At 63.0% G+C, this 23236-nt stretch carries 23 protein-coding genes; 16 read left to right on the top strand and 7 right to left on the bottom strand.

The window, feature by feature from the left end; translation table 11 throughout:
* Positions 1–117 precede the first annotated feature (117 nt).
* A complete protein-coding gene (locus N3C12_05505; protein MCX8071892.1) occupies positions 118–2688 on the bottom strand; it encodes a M1 family metallopeptidase in 2571 nt (856 codons plus the stop codon).
* Between the two features lie 97 nt (positions 2689–2785).
* On the opposite strand from N3C12_05505, the gene N3C12_05500 reads away from it, so the two are divergent.
* On the top strand, positions 2786–3199 hold the full coding sequence (locus N3C12_05500; protein ID MCX8071891.1) for a DoxX family protein: 414 nt from the start codon (positions 2786–2788) through the stop codon (positions 3197–3199).
* A 69-nt stretch (positions 3200–3268) separates the two neighbouring features.
* Here the strand turns inward: N3C12_05500 and N3C12_05495 are convergent, their stop codons facing one another.
* Complete coding sequence (locus N3C12_05495; protein ID MCX8071890.1) at positions 3269–3733, bottom strand: hypothetical protein; 465 nt, start codon at positions 3731–3733, stop codon at positions 3269–3271.
* 106 nt (positions 3734–3839) lie between these two features.
* On the opposite strand from N3C12_05495, the gene N3C12_05490 reads away from it, so the two are divergent.
* Positions 3840–4691 (top strand): DUF4326 domain-containing protein, encoded by an 852-nt coding sequence (locus N3C12_05490; GenBank protein ID MCX8071889.1) that lies wholly within the window; start codon positions 3840–3842, stop codon positions 4689–4691.
* Between the two features lie 49 nt (positions 4692–4740).
* Here the strand turns inward: N3C12_05490 and N3C12_05485 are convergent, their stop codons facing one another.
* From N3C12_05485 to N3C12_05475, 3 genes are all read right to left on the bottom strand, one after another.
* Positions 4741–7764 carry a VWA domain-containing protein gene (locus N3C12_05485; GenBank protein MCX8071888.1) on the bottom strand — a complete coding sequence of 1008 codons (3024 nt, stop codon included), beginning with the start codon at positions 7762–7764 and terminating at the stop codon, positions 4741–4743.
* Positions 7765–7896: 132 nt separating this feature from the next.
* The gene (locus tag N3C12_05480; GenBank protein ID MCX8071887.1) at positions 7897–8697 is read right to left on the bottom strand and encodes a CbbQ/NirQ/NorQ/GpvN family protein; all 801 of its coding nucleotides are present in this window, start codon (positions 8695–8697) and stop codon (positions 7897–7899) included.
* Between the two features lie 483 nt (positions 8698–9180).
* Positions 9181–9408, bottom strand: coding sequence for a hypothetical protein (locus N3C12_05475; GenBank protein MCX8071886.1), 228 nt, complete (start codon positions 9406–9408; stop codon positions 9181–9183).
* Between the two features lie 393 nt (positions 9409–9801).
* Between N3C12_05475 and N3C12_05470 the strand changes: the two genes are divergently transcribed.
* The 4 genes from N3C12_05470 to N3C12_05455 are packed head-to-tail and all read left to right on the top strand — an operon-like array spanning position 9802 to position 12300.
* A complete protein-coding gene (locus N3C12_05470; GenBank protein ID MCX8071885.1) occupies positions 9802–10125 on the top strand; it encodes an HPF/RaiA family ribosome-associated protein in 324 nt (107 codons plus the stop codon).
* Positions 10126–10141: 16 nt separating this feature from the next.
* Positions 10142–11209, top strand: a complete 1068-nt coding sequence (locus tag N3C12_05465; protein MCX8071884.1) for an AIR synthase family protein — start codon at positions 10142–10144, stop codon at positions 11207–11209.
* A gap of 15 nt (positions 11210–11224) precedes the next feature.
* The gene (locus N3C12_05460; GenBank protein ID MCX8071883.1) at positions 11225–11380 is read left to right on the top strand and encodes a hypothetical protein; all 156 of its coding nucleotides are present in this window, start codon (positions 11225–11227) and stop codon (positions 11378–11380) included.
* Between the two features lie 14 nt (positions 11381–11394).
* The gene (locus N3C12_05455; protein MCX8071882.1) at positions 11395–12300 is read left to right on the top strand and encodes an LLM class flavin-dependent oxidoreductase; all 906 of its coding nucleotides are present in this window, start codon (positions 11395–11397) and stop codon (positions 12298–12300) included.
* 15 nt (positions 12301–12315) lie between these two features.
* Here N3C12_05455 and N3C12_05450 read toward each other — a convergent pair whose 3' ends face one another.
* Positions 12316–13932, bottom strand: coding sequence for a fumarate hydratase (locus tag N3C12_05450; protein ID MCX8071881.1), 1617 nt, complete (start codon positions 13930–13932; stop codon positions 12316–12318).
* A 146-nt stretch (positions 13933–14078) separates the two neighbouring features.
* On the opposite strand from N3C12_05450, the gene N3C12_05445 reads away from it, so the two are divergent.
* The 10 genes from N3C12_05445 (at position 14079) to N3C12_05400 (ending at position 21969) form a co-directional block, all read left to right on the top strand.
* Positions 14079–15074 carry a LamG domain-containing protein gene (locus N3C12_05445; protein MCX8071880.1) on the top strand — a complete coding sequence of 332 codons (996 nt, stop codon included), beginning with the start codon at positions 14079–14081 and terminating at the stop codon, positions 15072–15074.
* A 91-nt stretch (positions 15075–15165) separates the two neighbouring features.
* On the top strand, positions 15166–16380 hold the full coding sequence (locus N3C12_05440; protein ID MCX8071879.1) for a hypothetical protein: 1215 nt from the start codon (positions 15166–15168) through the stop codon (positions 16378–16380).
* A 3-nt stretch (positions 16381–16383) separates the two neighbouring features.
* Positions 16384–16923: a hypothetical protein gene (locus N3C12_05435; GenBank protein ID MCX8071878.1), complete on the top strand. Its 540-nt coding sequence runs from the start codon at positions 16384–16386 to the stop codon at positions 16921–16923.
* A 12-nt stretch (positions 16924–16935) separates the two neighbouring features.
* Complete coding sequence (gene mauD, locus N3C12_05430) at positions 16936–17538, top strand: methylamine dehydrogenase accessory protein MauD (GenBank protein ID MCX8071877.1); 603 nt, start codon at positions 16936–16938, stop codon at positions 17536–17538.
* 13 nt (positions 17539–17551) lie between these two features.
* The gene (locus tag N3C12_05425; protein ID MCX8071876.1) at positions 17552–18106 is read left to right on the top strand and encodes a methylamine dehydrogenase (amicyanin) light chain; all 555 of its coding nucleotides are present in this window, start codon (positions 17552–17554) and stop codon (positions 18104–18106) included.
* Positions 18103–18510, top strand: coding sequence for a cytochrome c (locus tag N3C12_05420; GenBank protein ID MCX8071875.1), 408 nt, complete (start codon positions 18103–18105; stop codon positions 18508–18510). The genes N3C12_05425 and N3C12_05420 overlap by 4 nt, the downstream gene beginning before the upstream one ends.
* A 69-nt stretch (positions 18511–18579) precedes the next feature.
* On the top strand, positions 18580–20220 hold the full coding sequence (gene lnt, locus N3C12_05415; protein ID MCX8071874.1) for an apolipoprotein N-acyltransferase: 1641 nt from the start codon (positions 18580–18582) through the stop codon (positions 20218–20220).
* Between the two features lie 11 nt (positions 20221–20231).
* Positions 20232–20717 carry an archaeosortase/exosortase family protein gene (locus N3C12_05410; protein MCX8071873.1) on the top strand — a complete coding sequence of 162 codons (486 nt, stop codon included), beginning with the start codon at positions 20232–20234 and terminating at the stop codon, positions 20715–20717.
* Positions 20714–21262 carry a hypothetical protein gene (locus N3C12_05405; protein ID MCX8071872.1) on the top strand — a complete coding sequence of 183 codons (549 nt, stop codon included), beginning with the start codon at positions 20714–20716 and terminating at the stop codon, positions 21260–21262. The genes N3C12_05410 and N3C12_05405 overlap by 4 nt, the downstream gene beginning before the upstream one ends.
* Positions 21259–21969, top strand: coding sequence for an HAD family hydrolase (locus N3C12_05400; protein ID MCX8071871.1), 711 nt, complete (start codon positions 21259–21261; stop codon positions 21967–21969). The genes N3C12_05405 and N3C12_05400 overlap by 4 nt, the downstream gene beginning before the upstream one ends.
* On the opposite strand, the gene N3C12_05395 is transcribed toward N3C12_05400, so the two are convergent.
* Positions 21970–23169, bottom strand: a complete 1200-nt coding sequence (locus N3C12_05395) for an MFS transporter (GenBank protein MCX8071870.1) — start codon at positions 23167–23169, stop codon at positions 21970–21972. It abuts the gene before it with no gap.
* Between the last annotated feature and the right edge of the window lie 67 nt (positions 23170–23236).

Below are 23236 nucleotides of genomic sequence, written 5' to 3'. Positions count from 1 at the left end.
GCCACCACACGGCGACGGGATCTCTTCAACGAGACGCAACCCGTAGGGGCGCCGCATGCGTCGCCCCTACGACCCAGTGCAACCGTGTGGCCGGCGGAACCGCGGCTGACTGCTCCGTTACTGCGTTGTCGCGCCCAGTGCCTTCGGGAGTTCAGCACGCAAGCGGGCCACGATGGCGGCATCGAGGCGAAGCTGTTCGCACACCTGTGCGGTCGTTTCGCGGGTTTCGTCGCGCACATGGTCTTGGAGGAAGGAACACACCTCCGTCGCTGCCGGCTCGTACGTCACTTGCCCGAGTGCACGGATGAGGTTCTGCAGCAGCATTGGGTCGAGGAGTTCCGTCAGCGTCTGCCACCGCGCGCGCACGAATTTCCAAGCGGCCGGTCGTGCCTTACGGCGGCCGAGCAGGGCACCGAGCAAGAACGGGCGATCTTGTGCGCGCACTTCGTCACTGAGCGCGAGTTCCAGCGTGCGTTGGACGAGAGCCGGATGTTCGAACGACGCCAGAGCCATCAGGAAGCGGTACTCTTCCTCGGGTTCGTGGGCAAATTGGTGCTTGCGCTCGAGATACCGCTCGTAGAGCGTGCGGTCGCCCTCAATGGCGGCGACGTTGACCACCGCCGTCACCAGATTCGGGTCGAGCGACTGCCGGTCCTGCCAGTACCGCTCCAGCCGTGCGCGCGCTTCTTGCCGGATGGAGGCGACCCGAGCGATGGAGCCGAGGGCGGCAAGCAACGCCGCGCGCCGCAAACGGTCGTCCTCGCTTTCCGTGGGTCGCAGCTCCCAGCCCAAACTCTCCCATTGTGGCCGCAAGAGTTGCTCCACGAAGCTGGCAAAGGTGGGTTCGAATTCGTCGTCGATCACGTGCAGCCAGAGCCAACTGAGCTGATCGATCATCAAGCTCACCACCGCGCGATCGGTTTCCGCGCGGAAGCCGTCGAGCAAGCGGAAGTAGGCCGCGACGCTGACTCGTGCCGCGCGCAAGAGGGCAAACTGGTTATCGAGCAAGTTCAGGCGCTCGTGCGGTGCCAATCCCTGTTGAATTGCTGGGACGAGGGCGTGCAAGGCAGCATCGTCGAGCAAGAAGCGGTAAAATCCTGCGGCACTGCCATTGGGGTAGAACCAGCGTGCACCGGGGAGGTGGACCGACGCCGTCGCTCCCCGCCACACCTCGCGGTGCTCGCGGATTCCACGATCAGTGCCGTACTTCCACACAACCGGAATCACCCACTCCGTGGTGTGGCCGGTTTCTGCTTGAGCGGGGTCAGCAAAGAAGCGCTGCTGTTTCCCGCTCACTTGAATTCCATCGGTTTGAACGGTGGTGCGGAGTTCGAGGATCGGGTGCCCGGGCGCGCGGATCCACGACCGGGCCAATTCCGCAACCGGCTGACCCGACGCCGTGCTGAGCTCGCGCCAAAAGTCCTCGGCGGTGGCATTCGCCTCGCGGTGCCGTTGCAGGTACGCGCGCACCCCCTTTTGGAAGTTCTCGGCACCGAGAAAGTTCTCGATCATGCGCACCACTGCGGCGCCTTTCCAGTAGGTGATAACATCGAACCGCTCTGTCGCTTGCTTCGCATTCGCTACCGGGAAGGAGATCGGGTGGGTGGTCACGAGGGAGTCGAGTTGGAAGGGGCGCTGCAAGGCAGCAACAAAGTCCCGCCAGAAGTTCCACTGGGGGTTCAAGTCGGCGGTAACCTTCGAGCCCACGAAGGTGGCGAACGACTCGTTGAGCCAGAGGTCATCCCACCAAGCCATGGTCACCAAGTCTCCCCACCACATGTGCGTGAGCTCGTGAGCCGCGGTGGAAAAAATCGCCTTGCGCGTGGGCAGCGAGGCGCGCTCGGGGTCGGCGGCAATCACCGTGAGCCGGTAAGTGATCGCCCCCGGGTTTTCCATGGCACCGGCCTCAAAATCCGGCACGCCAATGGCGTCGACTTTGGCGTAGGGGTACGGAATGCCGGTGTAGTCCTCGAGGTACGCGAGCGACTGCGCGTGCGCGGCCAGCGCGTATGCGCCCTTTTCCGCCATTCCCCGCGGCAACCACACGCGCACCGGCACACCGGTGGGGGTGAACTCCAACGGTGTCGCTTCGAAGGGGCCGATACACCAAGCCACGAGGTAAGACGAAATCGGCGGCGTCTCTGCGAAGCGAAACTCCAACCGCCCGTCCGCACGCTGGCGGCGAGAGATTTCCGGTCCGTTACTGATTGCCACCGTGCCCGCGGGCACGACCAGCGTGACGGCAAAACGCGCCTTGAACTCCGGCTCATCGAAGCACGGGAACGCACGGCGTGCGTCGGCCGCTTCGAACTGCGTGGCAGCGTAGCGCAGGCCATCTTTCTCCGAACGGTAGAAGCCGCGCAAGCGAGCCAGGATCTCTCCGCGAAAGGCGAGATCCAGCCGGGGCGATCCCACCGGCAACGGCTCCACAAAGTCGATGGCGATCACCTCGGCATCGGCATCGGCTTCCACGCGGCTCGCCGAGTGCCAAGTGCCGCCCCAAAAGGCCTGCACGGCTTCGATCTGCAAATCGACGGCGTGGAGATACACGCGGGTACAGGGTTCGGAGACCTGCACGTCAATTTGCACGTTACCTTGAAACTGCCAGCGTTGCAGATCCGCCACGATCGAGAGCCCGTACCGCCGGGGCCAGACGTTCCGGGGTAGGCGAAAGTTTTTGTCTCCCATGAACAGGGCTTTCTACAGAAGCCCATTCGGGCGGGAAAGACCTTGCCCGTGGAGAGCGTTTGACTTCAGGGTGCACCCGTGGTCCAAACCACGCCCCATGAGCCCCATCAAGCGCGCCCTGCTGTGGGTCATGGGCGTCTTTTACATCGTGGCAGGCACGATGCACTTCGTGTCGCCGGACACGTACATGCCCATGATGCCGCCGTACTTGCCTTGGCACCGCGAGCTGATTTTCCTCTCCGGAGTTGCCGAGGTGTTGTGCGGCGTGGGCGTGCTGTGGCCGCCGACCCGACGACTGGCCGCGTGGGCGACGATCTTGCTGCTGATCGCGGTATTCCCCGCCAACATCCACATTGCGTGGAACAACGTGCCGCTGTTCGGCCGCAGCGAAGGAGCTGGAGTTTGGAATTGGGTGCGGCTGCCGTTTCAAGCCGTGCTGATCTTATGGGCGTACTGGTACACGCGTCCGGACGACACCCCCGAGGCCTCTGCTGCCGCGCATTCTCCGTGACCCGACGCGTGCCGCGTGCGCGTCAGGGAAGCGGCGGCTCCACGACTCCGCTCAGCAACGTCGCTCGCGTCACTCCGCCGCACTCGCCGGCGTGGTTTCCGGAGGTTTGGGCACAGTGCGTGGCGCTGCCGGGCACGGCCCGTGAGGCAAGTCCCACACCAGCCACTGCGCGGCGTAAAAAGGGGCGCCCATCAGCAGGTACGCTGCGCCTCCCACGGCGGCAAACGGCTTCACGCATGCCGCGCGCGAGTAATGGAGGAAGCGATCCTCCGGGTGGCGAATCTCGTGGGCCACATCGGCCGGCAGCAGGACAACACCACAAAGGCCAGCCGCGGGAAGCCCGATGAGTGTGCCGAAGCCGCTCGCAACTACGTCGGCAAAACGTCCGTGGCAGCTTTTGTAAACCCAGTTCCAGGCTTCGTAGTCGGCGGCTCCTGCGCGGCTGGGGCGTAACTCCAGCGCCAGCAGAAGCAGGAAACCAACCAGTACGAGCCGCAAACGCGTCGCCTGTCGCCCACATGGATTCGAGTCCATCGCCCCGCGCACCTCGCTCGGATTACTGGGTTCTCCTTATCACAAAAAGTGGTGGACAGCGCAGCGTAGGGGCGAGTGGTGGGCAACGGCAAATGGTGAATGGCAAATGGTGAATGGCGAATGGATGGTAAGTGCGGCGCGGGTGTGGCAACTCTTGACTGACATCTTGCCAACGGAGTATGGAACGCGCCCGGGGTTTTGGGCCATGCTGGCGGTGACGAATGTTGTCTTCGACGCGGATACTTCGGCGCAGCTAGCGCGCCGCATCCGCGCGCAGCATCGGCGCTGTTGGCGCAACGCCGCGCTGGCGGTGAGCCATCTCGGGCGCGGCGCGCATTACGTCGAGGGTTGGGTGGTGACGGCTGGTCCGGTCCCGTACGTCATCGAGCACGGTTGGTGCGAGTTCGACGGGCGTGTGATCGATCCCACCTATGCTCCGCACGTCACACCCGAGCCCCCGCCAGTGGCCTACTATGCCGGCGGGTCGTTCACGCCCGCGCAGGCGGAAAAGGCGCTGTTGCACAAGCTGCCGATCGTGCTGGAACACGAGCGCTCTTCCCACTGGCGGGCTTTCGAGTGGGCGTGGCGCGATGCCACGCGGCGCGCGCGGCTGGAAAGTCGGCCGCCAGCCCGCGTCGTCCACTGCCGGCGTGAACCCTTCGATGTGTTTATCGGCCGGCCGACGCAATGGGCGAATCCGTTTCACATCGGTGTTCATGGCACGCGGGAGCAGGTGATCGCGCAGTTCTGTCGGCGCGTTGTGCGCCACCCGGGGCTGTTGCGCGCAGTGTGGAATTTGCGCGGCTATCGCTTGGGCTGCCGCTGCTGGCCGCGGCCCTGCCACGGCGACGTGCTTGCAGAGTTGGCCAACGTGGAGCATGTAGGCGAGGGGCAACTTTTGGTCAGGTGGCTCGAAGGGTTTCGGCTGCCGATACCCGACGTTGCCAGGCACGAATAAGCCGCGAGCCTCGAGCAGAGGTTTCACCGCGGTCCGCACGGGCGATTTCTCAACTGCCCACCACGCGCTGGTAAATCTTCGGCAGTTCCCGCGGGAGGGCAGCAATGTCGTCGATCACGAGGTAGCGCGATTGCGGGCACATCTCCCGCAGGTAGTCGTGACCCGCACGATCCACGGTGATGCAAAACGGCACGATCCCGCGCGCCTCGCACTCCTGCAGTGCGGCGGTGGTGTCGCGCAGCCCGTAGGTGTTGCTACGGCGATCTTGCCCATAGTCGAAGTCTTGGGGGAAGCCATCGCTCAGCAGTAAGATGTGGCGCGAGCGCGCCGAAGTTTCCCCCATTTTCGTGATTGCATGCCGAAGCGCTGCCCCCATGCGCGTGCTGCGCTTGGGCTCGAGCGCTCCGATGCGACCACGCACGGTCGGACTCAAAGCCTCGCGGAATGACTTCACTCGATAAAACTCCACTTGCCGCCGCCCGTGGCCAGAGAAGCCGTAAATGGCGTATGCATCGCCGAGTTCCTCGAGGGCCTCGGCCATGATCACGAGTGCCTCCTTGGTGATATCGATAATCCGCCGCTGTGGTCCGGGCCGATTACGGCTGAAGCCGGCGCTTCGTACCGCGGGATCCACCGGCTCATCCGTGCTCGCGCTCATGTCGATGAGGAACAGCACGGCAACGTCGCGCTCTTCGCGCCGCCGGGCAATATAAAGCTTGGGCGAGGGCGTGCGCCGAGCCCGCTGATCGCCGCGCGCATCCACGACGGCGTTGAGGTCAAAGTCCTCCCCCGCTTCCAAGCCGCGCACGATCTTATACGAATCTGGCCGAATTTTCTGGAACTCGCGCCGAACGATCGGCAGCAACGCTGCGTAGTCCGCCAAGGTGCAGGCAAAGAACTCGCCTCCGTCGCTGTCCACGGGTAGCTCCACTAACCGGCACCAGCTTGGGCGATAGTCGTTGAGCAAGTAATCCCATTCGTCGTAGTAGAACGCCTCCCCTTGGACTTCGGTGGCAAACCACTTCCGCACCCGTGTGGAGGTGGCGGCACCTTCGTCGAGCAAGCTGCGCAACTCCTGGAGCTGTTCTTGCGGCAGTTTGCCCAAGAGATCGCTGATGTAAAACCCGAGCCCCTCGACGTCGCTAGCCACACCTTGTTTCAACTCCAAGGCAGTTCCGGTTTTCAGCAAAGCCTCCAGCAGTTCAGCGGACAGCGGCGCACCGGCCGATGGGCGTTCCTCGGCTTCGACAATTTCCGCACGCAACGACGGCAGGGGTTTGTCCTGATCGCGCTGCGGCGACGCATTCGCCAGCGAATCCGTGGGAGTAGCGTCGCCGTCGTACAAATCCACGGGCAAAAGGTAGGCGGGCACCTCTTCTTGCGGTGCGGTTTCAGTGACGAAGCCAGCACCCGCACCCACTCGCGCAAAGGCTTCGTCGAGGATTTTCGCAATGCTCCAGGCGTCGTTTACCGTGGCCGAGGGGCGATGGAGCGGCGCCAGCAACGGCCGCACGACCACAGCCGCAACCCGCAGCGGTTCCGGCAAAACCTCCTCGCCGGCTTGAGAGAGCTCCCATGCCAACAACCAATCGAACGGACTCGGTTGGCGCGCCGGGGCCAGAGTTGGGGCACGCAGGCAAAAGCGCTCACACAAAACACGCTGCTCTTTTGCCCAGCCGGGAAACGCGGCGGCAACTCGAGCGCCCACACGCACACCTTCGGTGAGCAAAAACCAATCGTGCAAGTGTGGCCGGTAGGCTGCTGTTTCCTCCAGTTCCTGTTTCCAATCAGGCCAAGCTGCTGGCGCTTGCGGCGCCGTGCCGTACAAAAAACGCCCGGCAATTTGCATCACCAGCAAGCGATAGAGTGCGACGTTGTCTTCGTGGGTAGGGAAGAAATCGATGCGGTCCGGAAGCTCAGCCACTCGTTCGTCGAACATTCCTTCCAGCGCTGGGCGCAGGGTCCACTGGCTCTGCGCGCGCAAGGTTAGGGGCATGGCAGAAAGCATGTGGGCAAGCTTGCGCAACCAGTGTTGCCCCTCGTGAAAAACTGCGGCGGTGGGCGACGCTCCGAGAATGTCCACGCTCGTTCTGGTATCGAGGCCAAAGTACGCTTGCGCCCGCTGGGGGTCGCTGCCGTACAGTTCGAGCCCGCAGCGCACCCACTTTGCCACTTGTTCCTCGTTGGCGCGCTCGTAAATCTGCGGCAAGCGCCGGAGCAGCTCGGGAGCTGCGGCAGGCACGAGGGCAGACACCTCATCGAGCGCAGCCAAGGCGGAACGCCGTTGGCGCGGAGACAGCGGCGCGAACAGCGCCCCCACCACTGGGGCAAGTTCCTTCCAGCGCTCCGCTCCTGCCCCCGCGCTACGCGCGAACACTTGTAATACGGCACGACGCAGTTGCGGAGTGAGGCTGCCCAAGGCCCGCGGAATCTCGCTGTACAAGACCCAAACCCGTTCCTCTTCTGCGGCAACGTCGAGCAAAGCTCGGAAAAACCCCTCTTGCTCCGCAGCGCTCCACTGCAGCACCGCAGGCGGCAACGCGGCAAAAAACGAGCGCCCCTTTTCCGGGCGGTGCACTTGTGCGCCCAAAGCGCACCACGACCCCAAAGCGGCAGGGTCAAGCTTACCGAGCACGCGCGGCAAGGATTCGAGGAAGGCACGGGCGACAAACTCTCCTCGCCAGTTTCCGCTTTCCACCAGAGCCGCGGCAAGGCGGTGCGCGCATAGTACGTGGGCGAAGGGAACGCGGTCCAACACCGGCGCTGTGTGGGCCAGGAAGTCCGCCGCCAGGTGCGGCGAGAGCTGACCGAGGGCACGCGCCGCCTGAGCCCATGCGGATAATGCCTGCCGGTCTTTCGTGCGCTCGCTTGCTGCAAGGAAAGCCTCGAGGCCGCGGCGCGGTAGTGCCGGCCGCTCCAGCAACGAAGCAAACGCCCGCTGCCACGAAAGCACGACCTCGGCCCCGCCCTGCTCGAACGCCGCGGCGGCTGCTCGCTGGATCTCCTCCGCCAATGTGGGTGCCACCTTCGCGTAGGTGCTGGCGATCTCCGCCAGCCATTCACGTACACGCACAGGAAGGTTGGCCGAAGCGGGCGTTGCTTTTGGTCGGTGGGAACGTGGCACGTTTCGCTTTCCTGCGGGGCAACTGCTGCGGTCGGGTAGCCCCCTAAGCTCCAGACGTGGTAGCCGATCGGACCATTTCGCTCATGGGAACAGGGCCGCTGCGAGCTCGTCGATCGCGCGCTGCGCTTCGACATCGTCGGTGAGGGCAGTACTCACCGCCACGCGGCAAGCTCGGCGCGGGGGTATGCCGCGCCCCATGAGTTGGGCCGCATAAATGAGCAGGCGCGTGCTCACACCCTCCTCGAGACCGGAGGCCTTGAGGTGGCGGACCTTCTCTCCCAGCGTGGCCAGAGTCAGGGCGGTTTCCATGTCGATGCCCGACTCGTGAGCAATCACTTGGGCTTCCTTCTCCCGCGGCGGGTAGTCGAAATCGATGGTCACAAAGCGCTGCCGTGTCGAGTGCTTCAAGTCCTTGAGCACGCTCTGATAACCAGGGTTGTAGGAGATGACGAGCAAAAAGTCCTGATGGGCCTCGAGGATTTCACCTCGCTTATCGATGGGGAGAATACGGCGGTGATCGGTGAGAGGGTGAATCAACACAATCGTGTCTTTCCGAGCCTCGACGATCTCATCCAGATAACAAATGGAACCGTGGCGCACTGCTTGGGTGAGCGGGCCATCGACCCACACCGTCTCGTCACCCTTGATGAGGTAGCGGCCGACCAAGTCGCTGCCGGTGAGGTCCTCATGACATGCCACGGTAATCAACGGAGGCACCGCGCCGTTGTTTCCTTGCCGGAGCAGCGCCGCCATGTACTCGACGAAGCGAGTTTTGCCGCAACCGGTCGGACCCTTGAGGAGCACGGGCAAGCGGCAGGCGTAGGCAGCACGGAAAATTTCGATCTCGTCGCCAACGGGAAGGTAGTACGGAAGTTCGCTCACCCGCCTCCCCTTAGCAAAGAAGAACGCAGCGGCGCACGTTGCCGCCAAAGGCACCGCGAGTGGTTTGCAAAAGCTGGTTGAGCCGTTGAACTGATACGAGGGTCCACGACCGCCAGGGCGCACCGGTCGAGGCAAATCCGCACGGGCTCACATGCTGTGCGCGCTCGCATTGTAAGTGCAAGGGCATTTCGAGGATTCCTTTCGCCATGCCTTGCACCCGATGTCGCCCGTGGCCGCGCCGCCCAGCCGGATGATCGCCTCACACGAGGCACCTGAATACAGCGGCGACGTGCGGTTCCACAGGGATCGAGGACAAAAAAACTGGCGACCCAGTCGGCCTCGGGCTGGGAGGGGGTGGGGGAAAACGCCGGACCCAAACCGAAGCCGCCGGGCCGCCAGCTCCACTTGGCGGCAGCCGGCAAACCAAAGCGGGAGGAGCGTCGCCTCAGAGCCAGGCGCTGCCGCCAATTCTATTGGAGCTGCTCACGCCTGCCCCTCCGGGCTGGCGTTGAGGTTGACTAAAGCAAAATACAATTCGTCGAGCGAAAAATATCGGCACCCAGCTGGAACGGCGGGAGCAAAGTCGCCCGGATCAACGGCAAATCCGCACTCCTCGTCCCCATACACGGCGAAGACTTCCGTGCCTACGCGGAGCAGATGCGCTTTCAGCACCAGCCCCCCTTGAACGGTGATGCTTGCGCTCGTTTTCATCGCTGACCTCCTCAAACGACACTTGTCGTCTCCAGCAGACACTGTGCCAGGCAAAGCTGGATGCCCGTGCGTTTACCGCGTCATGCACAAGTCATATTTCGGTGCCGCTTTTACGCATCAGTGTTGCAACCTTGCAGGTCCCACTGTGAGGCCACACCGGATCTCGCTCACAGTACGGTTGAGGGCGGCACTGCAACGTTCGGGACACGACCGACCCCAGGCAGAACGCTCCGGCCTTTCGCGGGCTGGAGAAAAGTGCTCGCGGCGGCGGTGCAATCGCTGCGCGCCACTTCAAACAGTGCAAGCAGTTGGCAGCGCCAACGAGTTTGGTAGACTGCGGGCCGCATCTTGGCGCAAGCGCCGGAAGGCCGGGGTAGAAAGGAACGAAGGGCGATGCATCTCGAAATCCAAGCACAGCACACGGAGGTTCACCCCCGCTGGCGCGTGTTGATCGATCGCGGGGTGGCAAAGTTGCAGGAGCTGTATCGCGACTTGCTCCGCCTACACGTCACCCTGATTCACAACCCGCACCATTTGCGAGGGGCCGAGGAAGTGCGGCTGTTACTGCACATTCCCGGGGAAACGCTCACGGCGCATAAAAATGCTGCCGACATGGGAGACGCCATTCACGCTGCCTTCGATGCCCTTACCGAAGAGCTCAAGAGCTTCGTGGAACGGCGGCGCGATGGGCACCGCCGGCCCAAGCACCCGCTGTGAACAGTAGGAATGGGACGTGGCACGGCGGGCTCACCGATTGCTCCCCGGCAAACTGCCCAAGCGGGCTCTCGAAGGGCTGCTCCGCTACCGTGGCGCTGCCGATCACCGCGTGGTGCAAGGGCCTGCCTTCGGCCGCGATGCCGCGGTGGTCGACCTCGGTGAGCGGCTGTTGGTGCTGAAAAGCGACCCCGTCACGTTCGTCGGTGAAGAGGCTGGCTGGTACGCTGTGCACGTGAATGCCAACGACGTGGCTGTGGTCGGCTGCCAGCCGGCGTGGTTTCAGGTCACCGTCCTGCTCCCACCGGTCGCCGGGCTCGATACTGCGCGGCGCATCATGCGCGACGTCGACGATGCTGCGCGAGCACTCGGCATCGCCATTACGGGCGGCCACACGGAGGTCACACCGGCGGTCACCCAGCCCGTGGTCGCAGGCGACATGCAAGGAGTTGCACGCAAGGACGAATTGGTCACCCCGCAGGGCGCGCGCCTTGGCGATCTTTTAGTCTGCACGAAAGCAGCAGCCTTGGAAGGCACAGCAATTTTAGCGCGCTCCTTTCCCCGCGAGGCCACTCGCTTGCTTGGTGCGGCGAAGGCACGGCGTGCGACTCGCTTTCATCGCAGCCCGGGAATTTCCATTGTTCCCGAGGCGTTGCTCGCTGCTCGCAGCGGAGCAACGGCCATGCACGACCCGACCGAAGGGGGCGTCCGCGCTGGCCTAACTGAGCTTGCGTTGGCTTCGGGACGCGGGCTCGAAGTTGACCTGGACGCCATCCCGGTCTTGGCGGAAACACGGATCCTTTGTGACCATTTTGGTGTCGACCCGCTCGGCCTCATTAGCTCGGGGATGTTGTTGGCCACGGTGCCTCCCGATCATTGGCCCGTTCTGTCCGCGGCCTGGCAACGGCGAGGCATTGCCGGACAAGTGATCGGCCGGGTGGTGCCAGGGCGCGGGGTACGCGCGCGGCAAGGCGGCAAGCGGGTGCGCTGGCATTGGTCGGAACGCGACGAACTGGCGCGCTTGCTGGCGAGCACCAGCACCCGGACGCGGCCAAGCCGGACCTCACAGCCGGCAGCACGTCGATAAGAAAGGAGAGCAGCGATGACGGAAACGGTTACTTGTGAACATTGCGGTCTACCTGTGCTCAAGGAGCGGGCTCAGGTAGTGGTCGTGGAAAGCTGGCCACACTTTTTCTGCTCGGAGAAGTGCAAGATCGAGTGGGGCGAGCTGGACGAAATCGAAGACGAAGAATTCTAAGGGAGAGCGAGCCGGTGGGGACAAAGCCAGCAGTGAGTTTGGCGGCGATGCGCGGTAAGCGCCGCGCCACGTTGGAGATGGCCCGTACATTGGAGCGCGCGGGGTTTGCCGGGATTTACTGTCCGAGCTTTGGCGACGGCTTAGGCTTGTGCGAAGCGATCGCGTTGGTGACCAACGAAATTCCGTTCGGTACCGCCATCGCCAACATTTACACGCGCCACCCACACGACTACGCGCTCACCGCCACCCTGATTCACGAACTCGCCCCTGGGCGCTTCCGCTTCGGCATCGGAGTGAGCCACGGACCTGTGCTGGAGCGTCTCGGCGTCCGCGCCGGCAAACCCACCCAGGACATGGAGGAGTTTGTCTCCAAGCTCCGAGAAGGCGCCGACCGCTGGGGGCCGCTGCCGCCAATCACGCTCGCCACGTTGCGCCCGCCCATGATTCGGCTCGCCGCTCGGATTGCCGAGGGAGCCGTGTGGGCCAATGCTTGCCGCTCGCACATGCCCGCGTCACTCGCTCACCTTGGAGCCCGAGCAAACGAGTCGGACTTCTTTGTCGGCAACATGATTCCCACTTGCATCGACTCTGATCGCGCTGCTGCCGCTGCCGTGCTGAGGAAAACGCTTACCGGTTACGTCATGCTGCCTAACTATCAGCGGTACTGGATCGAAGCTGGGTACGAAGAGGAAATGCGTGCCATTCAAACAGCCATTGCGGCGCGGGAATACGACCGCTTGCCTGCGCTGATGTCCGATCGCTGGCTACGGGATTGCACCTTGTTCGGCAGCGCCAGCGAAGTGCGCGAGGGAGTGGAAGCGTGGTACGCAGCAGGGGTGAAGACGCCGATCTTGGTCCCTTCCTCGACCCGTGGTGGGCAACTCGATGCCCTCGCTGAGGTGATCGACGCGTTTGCGTAAACGGCGAGGAACGACTCAGAGCTGGGCGAAGAAGTCATTCCCCTTGTCATCGATGACAATAAAGGCTGGGAAGTTTTCTACCTCGATGCGATAGATGGCTTCCATTCCCAGCTCGGGATACTCGACCAACTCCACCTTCTTGATGTTCTCTTGCGCCAACACAGCAGCCGGACCGCCGATACTTCCCAAATAAAAGCCGCCGTATTTCTTGCACGCCTCGGTAACCACCGGCGAGCGATTGCCCTTGGCCACGGTCACGTAACTCCCCCCGTGCTGCATAAACAGCGGCAAGTAGGCATCCATGCGCCCGGCAGTTGTCGGGCCAAAGGAGCCCGACACGTAGCCCGCCGGCGTTTTTGCCGGGCCCGCGTAATAGATGGGATGATCCTTGAAATACTGGGGCAAACCCTCGCCGCGGTCGATCCGCTCTTTGAGTTTGGCGTGGGCGATGTCGCGCGCGACGATCATGGGCCCGGTGAGCGCCAGCCGGGTTTTGATCGGGTACTTGGACAGTTCGCGGCGAATTTCGTCCATCGGCCGGCGTAAATCGATCGGCACCACCTCGCGACTGAGCTGCTTCTCATCGATGTCCGGGAGAAAGCGCTCGGGATGGGTTTCCAACTGTTCGAGAAAGATTCCCTCGGCAGTGATTTTTGCCTTCGCTTGGCGGTCAGCAGAGCAAGACACACCAATGCCGATGGGGCAACTGGCGCCGTGGCGCGGCAAGCGAATCACGCGTACATCGAGGCAAAAGTACTTGCCGCCGAACTGAGCCCCGATGTGCGTTTCTTGCGCCATTTTCAGCAACTCGGCCTCGAGTTCGGGGTCGCGAAGGGCGTGGCCACGCTCGTTTCCGCGAGTGGGCAAATGGTCGAGGTAGCGGCACGACGCGAGCTTCACGGTCTTGAGGGTCAACTCTGCCGACAAGCCGCCCACGACTACCGCAAGGTGGTACGGTGGACACGCCGCGGTGCCGAGCAGCCGCAGCTTGTCGCGCAGGAAATTTTTCAGTGCGGTGGGGTTTAAGACGGCTTTCGTTTCTTGAAACAAAAACGTCTTGTTGGCGGAGCCCCCGCCCTTGGCCACGAACAGGAACTCGTACCGATCGCCCGGAACACTGAGGATTTCGACCTGCGCTGGCAGGTTCGACTTGGTGTTCACCTCCTCGTACATGGTCAAGGGGGCAAGCTGGGAGTAACGGAGATTGTCGCTGGTGTAGGTGTCGAAAATCCCGTGGGCCAATGCCCGTTCGTCATCGTCGCCCACAGTCCACACTTGCTGCCCCTTCTTGCCGAACACGATGGCCGTGCCCGTGTCCTGACACGAGGGCAACACCATTCCGGCGGCCACGCACGCATTGCGCAGCATGTTCCAAGCGACAAAGCGATCGTTGGCAGAAGCCTCCGGGTCATCCAAAATCGCCCGCAACTGCGCGAGGTGGCCGGCCCGGAACAAGTGATTGATGTCACGCATCGCTTCCGCAGCGAGCCGCCGCAGGCCCTCCGCCTGCACCACGAGTACGTCGTGGCCGCGGAAGCGATCGCGCTCAACCCAATGGCCATCGAGGCGCCGGTAAGGGGTATCATCTTCCCCCAGCGGGAAAAGTTCCTGGAATGGGAAGTCGTTTGCCATGAGCTGTTCATACCAAGGCACCTTGGCGCTTTCACGCCGCCGCAATGCTCGCCATCCCCCGCGGCGCAGCGGTCTCTGCCGCCTCGCTGGAAGCACCACGACAAGCATTGACAACCGGGGGCTCGGCCTTCACCATACGCGCTCGTATGAACCGGAACCTGGTCGTCGGGTTGGTCGTTGCTGGAATTGTCGTCGTGGGCGGCACTCTATATCTGGTGCAATCGCGACGCGGAGAGCGCAACGGCGAGGAAGGGCGGAAGGCCGCGGCAGGCGTGCTCGCCTCTCGGGAGGAGCGCGGTGGTAGCAGCGGTGCTGCTGCGGCCGCTGGCGCCCGTGGAGCCGCTACCGGACACGCTACGGGCACCAGCTCGGGCGAGTCGGGAACTGCAGGGGCGGGCGCAGCCGTTGGCCTAGCTGGTCTCAAGCCCCGCGGCGGGAGCTTTGGGGAGGCGGTCGGAAGTGCAGCCGAAGCCCCTGCAGGTGAGGTGGAGGCGGTGGCCCCGCCAGCGGCAGACAAACTTGCCACACTAAAGCCGCAACGCGGCAGTGCCGAACAAACAACCACTGTGGTAGGCCAGATGCCGGCAGAAGGGGAGCCGCCTCCTGAAGTGGTATTCGAGGGCGGCAAAGATCAGCGTTTCGTCACGGAAACCCAGGTGCAATTGGAGAATGCTGGCAAGATTGCCGGGGATGCAGGCACGATGGCCTTTTGGCTGAAACCCGACTGGGAACCGAGCGACCAAAACGATGCCGTTTTCGTGCAAATTGGCGAGGGACAGCAAGCCATCCGTGTGGCCAAAAACGTCAACTTCCTGCGCTTTGAGTACTTCGACTCCAATGGCCGCGAGCTCGGCGTGGGTGTACCCATCGATGAGTGGAAACCGGGCGAGTGGCATCAGGTGTCCGCCACCTGGGTGCAAGGCCGCTTACAACTTTTCGTTGACGGCAAACCGGTCTCGCAAAACACCTTCGACATTCCTCCTTCCCTTGGCGAAGAGCCAAAGGCGTACGTGGGCTCGAAGCTGCCCTCGGGAACGCCGGCGGCGGGGGAGATGGTCGATGTGCGCATTTTGAACCGCCCCTTACAACCCAACGAAATCCAAGATCTCGCCCGCGCTGAAAATCGCCCGAGCGCAAACTAACGACTCGGTTCCTGCCAGCACGATTGGGTTGCCTGAGCGAGAGCGCACGTGGTAGCAATTTTCCGTGCGGCTCGCGTGCAGGTGGTTCTGGGTGCTTGCGTTACTCCTCCCTGGCATTGTTGGGGCGGAGGTGGCGCCCGAACAAACCGGCCAAGTGGAAACGCTACCGCCACCACACGCCCGCTGGGTTTTTGCAACCGACTTGGTGTTGGAACGCACGAGTGTGGTCGATGTCGACCAAAGCCGCTTTTTAGGTAGCGTCCCCGCTGGCTACGGAACGTTTTTGCCGCTCTTTGCCCAGAGGCGCCCGGAAATTTACGTCCCGTCGACTTACTACTCGCGCCGGACGCGTGGGGAGCGCACCGACGTGGTCGAAATCTACGACACCAAACACCTCGCCTTTGTGGCGGAAATTCCCATCCCTCCGAAACGTGCCCTCAACCGCATCGCCCTAAACCATGGCGCCCTCTCCGACGATGATCGCTTCGTGGCCGTATTTAACTGGACGACCGGCACCTCGCTGAGCATTGTCGACGTCGAGCGCCGGCGCTTCGTGACCGAGATCGACACTCCCGGTTGCAGTTTGGCGTTTGCCGCAGGGCCGCGCCGGTTCTTTGCGCTTTGCCCGGATGGCAGTATGTTCGTCATCGAACTCGACGACGAAGGAAACGAGCGTCGGCGCAGCCGTTCGGCCCCATTTTTTGATCCGCGTCGAGATCCAGTGACGGAGAAGGGGGTTCGGGCTGGCTCTATCTGGTACTTCGTTTCCTTCGAAGGCGTGGTGCACCCCGTGGACGTCAGTGGCGACGACATCCGGCCACTGCCGACTTGGTCGATCGTCGACGAGAACGACCGCCGGCAATCGTGGCGCACCGGAGGCTCCCAGCACTTGGCGGCCCATGCGCAGCTCGGGTGGCTGTTCGTGCTCATGCATCAGGGAGGTCCGGATACCCACAAGGAACCGGGAACCGAGGTATGGGTGTTCGACACCCGCGAGAAGAAACGCCTCCAGCGTATCCCCCTCCGATTTCCGGGAGCCACGCTGTACGGGTTTGCGATCGAGCCTGACGCCTCGTGGCGCTGGCCGTTGCCGTGGCTTTGGGAGCGGGCGCTGGATCGCTGGATTCCGCCCTTGGTCAAGTCGATTGCCGTCACCCAAGATGAGAACCCGCTGCTGATTACTGCGTGCGAGTTTGCCGGCGCGCTTGCCGTGTACGACGCACGCTCGGGGGCGTTCGTGCGGCGGGTGCAACCCATTGGCTGGATGACCGATTTGCTTTTCGCTCCCTACGGAGGCAGCCGCTGAGCAATGGATGTCGCGTATCAAATGCTCGTGCGCGTGCTCGGTGTTTTACTTTGGTCCAGCGCCGCCTGGCACAAACTCCGCGCACCTAAGGAGTTTCGGAACATCTTGGCACTCTACCGTATTCCGGCAGCGCCGCTGCACGGACTCCTGGCTCTCGGCCTGATTGTCACCGAACTTTCCCTTGCGCTGGCATTTTGTTTTGCCGGAGCCTTCACGCTGGCGTGCGCCGGCAGTGCTGCGCTCTTGCTCCTCTACGCCGGGGTGCTGGTGCGCGAGATTGTTGCGGGCCGCACCGATCACCCCTGTGGGTGCGCGGGCCCGCGCGGAGCAGCGAACATTAGCTGGGCACTGGTGTGGCGGAATCTCGTGCTTGCTGCGTTGTTCCTCGTGGCCACGGGGAGCGCGCCGGCTCGCCCCTGGACCTGGCTCGATACCTTCACCGTCGCCGCTGCCGCTTTAGCGCTGGTTGTCCTGTACTTAGCTTTGGAGATGCTCGCACAAACTCCAGCCGACAAACTGGCTGACAAGACGGACCGCACTTGACGAGCAACGCCAATGTCGACTGCGCTGATCGTTTCCCAAGTGTTGCTTTGGCTGGTAGTGGTCGGGTTGGCGGTGGTCGTGCTCGCGCTCGTGCGGCAAGTTGGGCTGTTGCAAGCACGCATTGCCCCAGTGGGCGCCTTGGTGCCACAAACCGCGCCGCAAGTGGGGAGTGTGGCGCCTGCGTTCGAGTTGCGCGACTTGCGCGGGCAGACCGTGCACATTGGCGGCACGCGCAGCGACCAACGCTGTACCCTGCTCGTGTGGGTGGCGCCCCAGTGCCCGGCGTGCAAAGCGCTCTTGCCGGTGCTCGACTCCGTTCGCCGCAGCGAGGAACGATGGCTGGACATTGTGCTCGCGAGTGAAGGGCCCATCGACGAGCACGAGGAAATGTTGGCTCGCCTGGGTTCCCGCTTTCCTTACGTACTTTCGACGGAGCTGGGCCTAGCGTATCAGGTGCCGAAGCTGCCGTTCGCTGTGCTGCTCGACCCCAAGGGCGTGCTGCGCGCCAAAGGAATCGTGAACACGCGGGAGCACATCGAAAGTTTGTTCGAGGCCTACCGCCATGGTGTGGGTTCAATTCAGGAGTACTTGCAACGGCAACGCGTCGCGGGTTAGGCGGAGGTCATCGATGCTGGAGCCCCTGTTTGCCACAATCGACACGTTGTGTGCTCGCTGGGCGCGGCGGTTGGCGGACCGCACCTCGCGCCGCAGCTTCTTGGCGCGGGTTGGGACGGCTCTCGTCGGCATGGCAACCTACCCGCTGTTGCCAGTCGCACGGGCCAGCACGGCGCGGAAAGAGGCCGTGCAGGGCGAGCCGGGGATTGACCACCCAGCGGGCGACCCATCGCGCTGCGAGTATTGGCGGCATTGTGCCATCGATGGGTTCCTCTGCAGTTGCTGCGGTGGCACACAGCGTTCCTGCCCGCCTGGCACCATCCAGTCGCCGGTGACGTGGATCGGCACTTGCCGCAACCCTGCTGATGGGAAGCTGTACATCATTTCCTACAACGACTGCTGCGCGAAGCACGTGTGCGGGCTTTGCTACTGCCACCGCAACGAAGGCGACAAGCCGGTCTACTACCCGCAGCGCAGCAACGACATCAACTGGTGCCACGGGATCAACAACGTGGTGTACCACTGCTCGACGGCAATCGTGCTCGGTGAGGCCAAGGGGGATGTGTGAAACACAGGGCGGCGTTCTCCGTGCTCATTTGGCTGCTGGGCAGCTTTTGCGTGGCCTCAGCTCAGGCCGATCCGCAAGCGGACTACGTGTTACACTGTCAAGGCTGCCACGGCCCCCGCGGCGAGGGCTCGCGTGATGGCGCCCCGCCCTTTGCCGGCAACCTGCGGCGCTTAGCGCGCACGGCTGATGGGCGTGCGTACCTACTGCGCGTGCCTGGGGTAGCGCACGCGGAACTCAGCGACGAACGCTTAGCTGCGCTTCTTAACTGGATGTTGGAGCGTTTCGATCGCGGAGAGGCTAGGGTGGAGCCGTTCACGAGCAGCGAAGTTCACGACGCCCGCCAGCAGCCGCTTCTTTCTGTTCCAGTGGCCCGCCGGCAAGCGCTGGCAGCTTCCCCACCATGACGCAGGTGATTCCCATGATCATCGGGTCGGTGCTTCGCCGTACGCGAAGAATCGGCTAAGGAACGGCACGTGTCGAATTGGCCGCTTCTGCCGATCGCCGGAGGGCAACGATCTACGCTAAACCCAGCAGCCCGCGGAGTGGGGATTCCTCTGCAGGGCTGTCTTATCGGCACTGTGGCCGCGGCTGTGTCGGGGTTGGCCGTGGCTGCGAGCTTCATTTGGTTCGAGTTGTACCCGTTGGCTTGGGTCGCGCTCGTGCCGTTGCTCATCGCGGTGTGGCAAGCGCCCACGGGGCGGCACGCCGCCGGTCTCGGCTGGATTGCTGGCTGGGCAACCAATCTCCCGGCATTTTACTGGCTCGTGTACACGATCCGCGTGTTCGGCGGCTTTCCGCTCCCCGTTGCTCTCGTATTCTACCTGCTACTGACTGCGTTCACTGCCGTCCAGTTTGCCGCCTTCGGATGGGTTGTCCACCGCTTGCGCCGTGGCCCGATGTGGCCCCTGGCGGTGGCCGCCGCTTGGGTTGTGCTCGAGTATTGGTATCCGAACTTGTTTCCGTGGCGCCTGGCCAACAGCCAAATGCAGGCTCTGCATTTGGTGCAGAGCGGTGACTTGGCAGGGCCGTACTTACTGAGTTTCGTCATGGTGTGGTTTGCCGCGGCCGCTGCCCACTGGTGCACCATCCGGCAAGCCGTGGCGCTCGTTGCTTCCATCGTGACCGCAGCCCTGCTTTGGGTTTACGGTTGGTACCGCTTGCCGCAGGTGGACGAGGCGATGCGGCAAGCGCCAGCCATTCGTGTGGCGCTGGTGCAAGGCAACGTGGGCATCGCGGAAAAGGGGGATCTGCGGTACTTCGAGGTGAACCTGGAAAAATACCGGCAGCTCAGCCGCGCGGTGCAGGAACAAGTTGATCTGCTCGTGTGGCCGGAGACGGTTCACCAAGAATGGATCCCAGCCGACCTGGGGCAGTTGCGCGGCAAGGAAAACCCGTTTCCTGATCTACGCTCTCACCTGATCTTCGGTGGTCTCGCCTACCGGTTTGTCGGTGCGGATAAGGTGGAACAGTTCAACAGCGCCTTTTGGATTGAGCCCGGGGGCATCGTTCGCGGCCGCTACGACAAGCGCATCCTCATGCCATTCGGCGAATACATCCCCGGCGGGGAACTCGTTCCCGCGGTGTACGCACTCAGCCCAGCCAGTGGGCGTTTAACCGCCGGGCGCAGCGAGCGGGTGTTTGTGCTCGACAATGGCGCGCGGGTGGGTCAACTGATTTGCTTCGAGGACATCGTCGGCGATATGCCACGGAAAACCACCTTGGCAGGAGCGAATGTGCTGGTCACCATTCTCAACGATGCCTGGTACGGCGACAGCCCGGCGCCGTACCAGCACCAAGCCCTGGCCCTCTGGCGCGCCATCGAAAACCGGCGATTCTTACTGCGCGGATCGAACACCGGGGTCACCAGCATCATCGATGCTGCTGGGCGGGTCCGCGCTCAGGGCGGTTTGTTCACGGAAGAAGTGGTCACGGGCGAAGCGCGGCTGTTGAACCTGCCGACCGTATACGCACGGCTCGGCGATGCCTTGCCGTGGATGGCGGCAATCTTCCTCGGTACGGTGCTCCTGCTGCAGCAACGGCGGCACACTTCCGCGGGAAAACTGCGAGAGGCGAGGTGTAACGGCGGAGCACTATCCACAGCTCAGTTGTTGTGAGTGGGAGGGCGATGCGTAGACCAATTATCAGGTTCGTGTCGATCTTTTTCGGCTGTTTGTGGGCGTTTAGCGCCTTCGCGGCAGTTAGCGGCTTGCAAAACCGGCTAGCGCCCATTGAGCGCGCGATTGCGAGTGTAGCAGCATCGCTCGCCCAGCTCGCTGGCTCAAAGGCCAACGTTGTCAGCGGCAACATCATCGTGACGGAGAGCGCGAGCCTAGAGGTCAATCACGAGTGCACGGGGTTGTTCGTCTTTGTCGTGCTCTTCAGCTTCATCCTCGCTTACCCGGCACCGTGGCAGCAAAAGGTCGCCGGCATGATTCTCGGGGTGGCGCTTCTATCCGCGGTGAATGTTGCCCGCATTGCCATGTTGGTGCGCTTGGTGGAGTTCTATCCCAGCCTCTTCGATTATTTTCACGAATACGTTTGGCAGGGAGTGTTTTTGATGTTGGTGACCCTGTACGCCATGGCCTGGGTGGAGCGGGCACGCCCAACATGAAGATTAAGTTTGCATTGCGCTTCATCGCCGCCTTCACTTTGCTTTTGGCAACCTGGGCAAGCGCGGGCTTCGGCACCGCGTATCGGACTGCTGCGTTGGAATTAGCCAGGTTGGTCAGTCCGGCTTTGACCGGATGGTGGCTCGAGTTCGGGGCAACCGATCGCTCGAACCCAGTGTTCACCAAGGGCGGCGTGGAAATTCCATTGCAAATCGATGTTTCCCTACTCTCGATGGCACAAGTACCTTTGCAGGCACTGATCTGCGCCACGCCCGGTTTAGGGTTGGTGGGCACCGTGGGGCGCTGTGTGATTGGCATGGTGGCGTTTTTTCTCGTGCACGTGCTCGTGCTGCTCATATACCCGGTTGTGCTGGCGCATCCGAGTTGGTGGACGGACACGCTCGGGGTCTTCAGTGGTCTCCTCAGCTTCGTGCTGGCCCCTCAGCTCCTTTGGTTCATCCTGACGTATCCTCGCTTAAAAGAGCTCTGGCACTTAGGATCGGTGTCGGCTCCTGCCGCTACAGGTACAAAGGGGCTAGCCTCATGAGAATTCGCAAAGGCTCCTCGCACGAGCTTCCCCCCGTGGGGCTGCGAGCCGTTGTGCTCGATTGCGACGGTGTGCTGTTCGATTCGTGGTCAGCAAATTTGGCGTACTACAACGCCATTTTGCGGGATTTGGGTTATCCGCCCATGACTCCGGAATTGGCCGAGCTTGCCCACCGTGGCTCGTCGGCACAATTCTTCGCCCACGTGTTCCAAGGCGACGAAGAAAAAATTGCACGGGCGAAGGAAGTGGCGGCGGCGACAGACTACGAGCCGTTCTATCGCCTCATGCGGCCGGTGCCGTCGCTTCATCGCGTGCTGCAAACCCTGCGCGCCCGCTACCGTTTGGCGATGGCGACCAATCGCGGCTACACCGCGCAGGAAATCGTGCGGCGGTTTGGCCTGACCGAATACCTCGAGACTACCGTTGGAGTGCGCGACGTCGAGCGGCCAAAACCGTATCCGGACATGTTGCTGCTATGCTTGCAGCGGCTCGGCGTGGAGGCGCACGAAGCAGTGTACGTAGGAGACGCCGAGTCCGATTGGCAGGCAGCGCAAGCCGCAGGGATGCACTTTGTCGCTCTTGGCGGAATTGCCGTGCCGGCGCCCCGCATCCAGACCTTAGAGGAGTTGCCAGCCGTGGTCGAAGAACTCGCTCGCCATGCTGGCCGCCAAAGGTTACGCAACGACGAGGCGGTTCGAGCTCGTTGATCAGCCCCTACGGTGCCGATGCACCTGCTCGGCCCGCCAAAACAAGGGGAGCGCCGCCAGTTGCATGGCCGTGGCAAAGAAGACCAGCGCGGGCAGCGAGTGAGTGTACAGAAAGCCAAGCACCCCGCTGCCAGCAAACCAGGCTAGTCCGAAAACCATGTTAAACACGCCGAATGCACTACCACGGCGCGCATGCGGGGTGAGGTGCGCCACTACAGCCCGCAACACGGACTCCTGCGCCCCAATTCCGATCCCCCACAGGATCACGCCTGCGGCCGCGGCGGCAAAGGTTTGGGAAAACAGCCACACCGGAGCCAGGGCCGAGAGACCAACCGCCACCAGTAAAGCGCGCATCCCAGCTCGGTCGAACCACCACCCGAACAGCAAGGCAGAAACGCCGTCGACAGCCATGGCCAGCGCATACAGGGTGGCAATCCACGCGGCGCTCACATGGCCGCTCTGCTGGAAGTGGTAGGCAACGAGCGGGTAGTCTGCGTACCCGGCTGCCACACACGCAGCACCGACCACGTACACCCAAAACGCGGGTGGCAAGCCGGTGGTCACCACGGCTTCCGGCGCCACGTGCAGTTCGCGCGGGCGCGGAAACAGGATGCGAGCCAGTGTCAAGAAAGCGAGGGCCGCGAAAGCCGGGAGCAACAGCCAGGCAAATGCCTCACGATAGTTCGACTGTGCGGCAACGATCCCTGCTACGACCAGAGGGCCCAAGGTAGCCCCGAACTGGTCCAGCACTTCGTGGAGACCGAACCCCCAACCGTGGCCCGTGCGGGCGGTTGCGAACGACAACATCGCATCTCGCGCTGGCGTGCGCAGGGCCTTGCCCGTGCGCTCGAGCAAGACCAGGCCAGCCGCAGGGACCCAGTGTCCGGTAAGCGCCAGCGCGGGGACAGACAGTACGTTCACGGTATAACCGGCGATGGTAAGCAGCCAGTATGCTTGGGTGCGGTCGGCGAGTACCCCGGACCACAGCCGCAAAACATAGCCCAGCAACTCTCCGCCGCCGGCCACCACCGCCACCGTGAGGGCACTGGCACCGAGCGAACCGAGGTACGGGCCGATAATGCTACGGGCACCTTCGTACGTGACATCCGCGCACAGGCTCACCAACCCCAACAACACGATGAACAAGACGGCGCGACCGGCCGGTTGCGATCGACAGCCGCCCGCCGGAGAAACCTTCATCGGCACGTTTTCCTGCAGCCCCTGTAAACGGTAAATTCGCTGCCCGAGCCGATGCCGCTAGCGGCGG

The sequence above is a fragment of the Candidatus Binatia bacterium genome (genome assembly GCA_026415395.1).
Taxonomy (GTDB): domain Bacteria; phylum Desulfobacterota; class Binatia; order HRBIN30; family HRBIN30; genus HRBIN30.
This window is presented reverse-complemented; position numbering and strand designations above follow the sequence as displayed.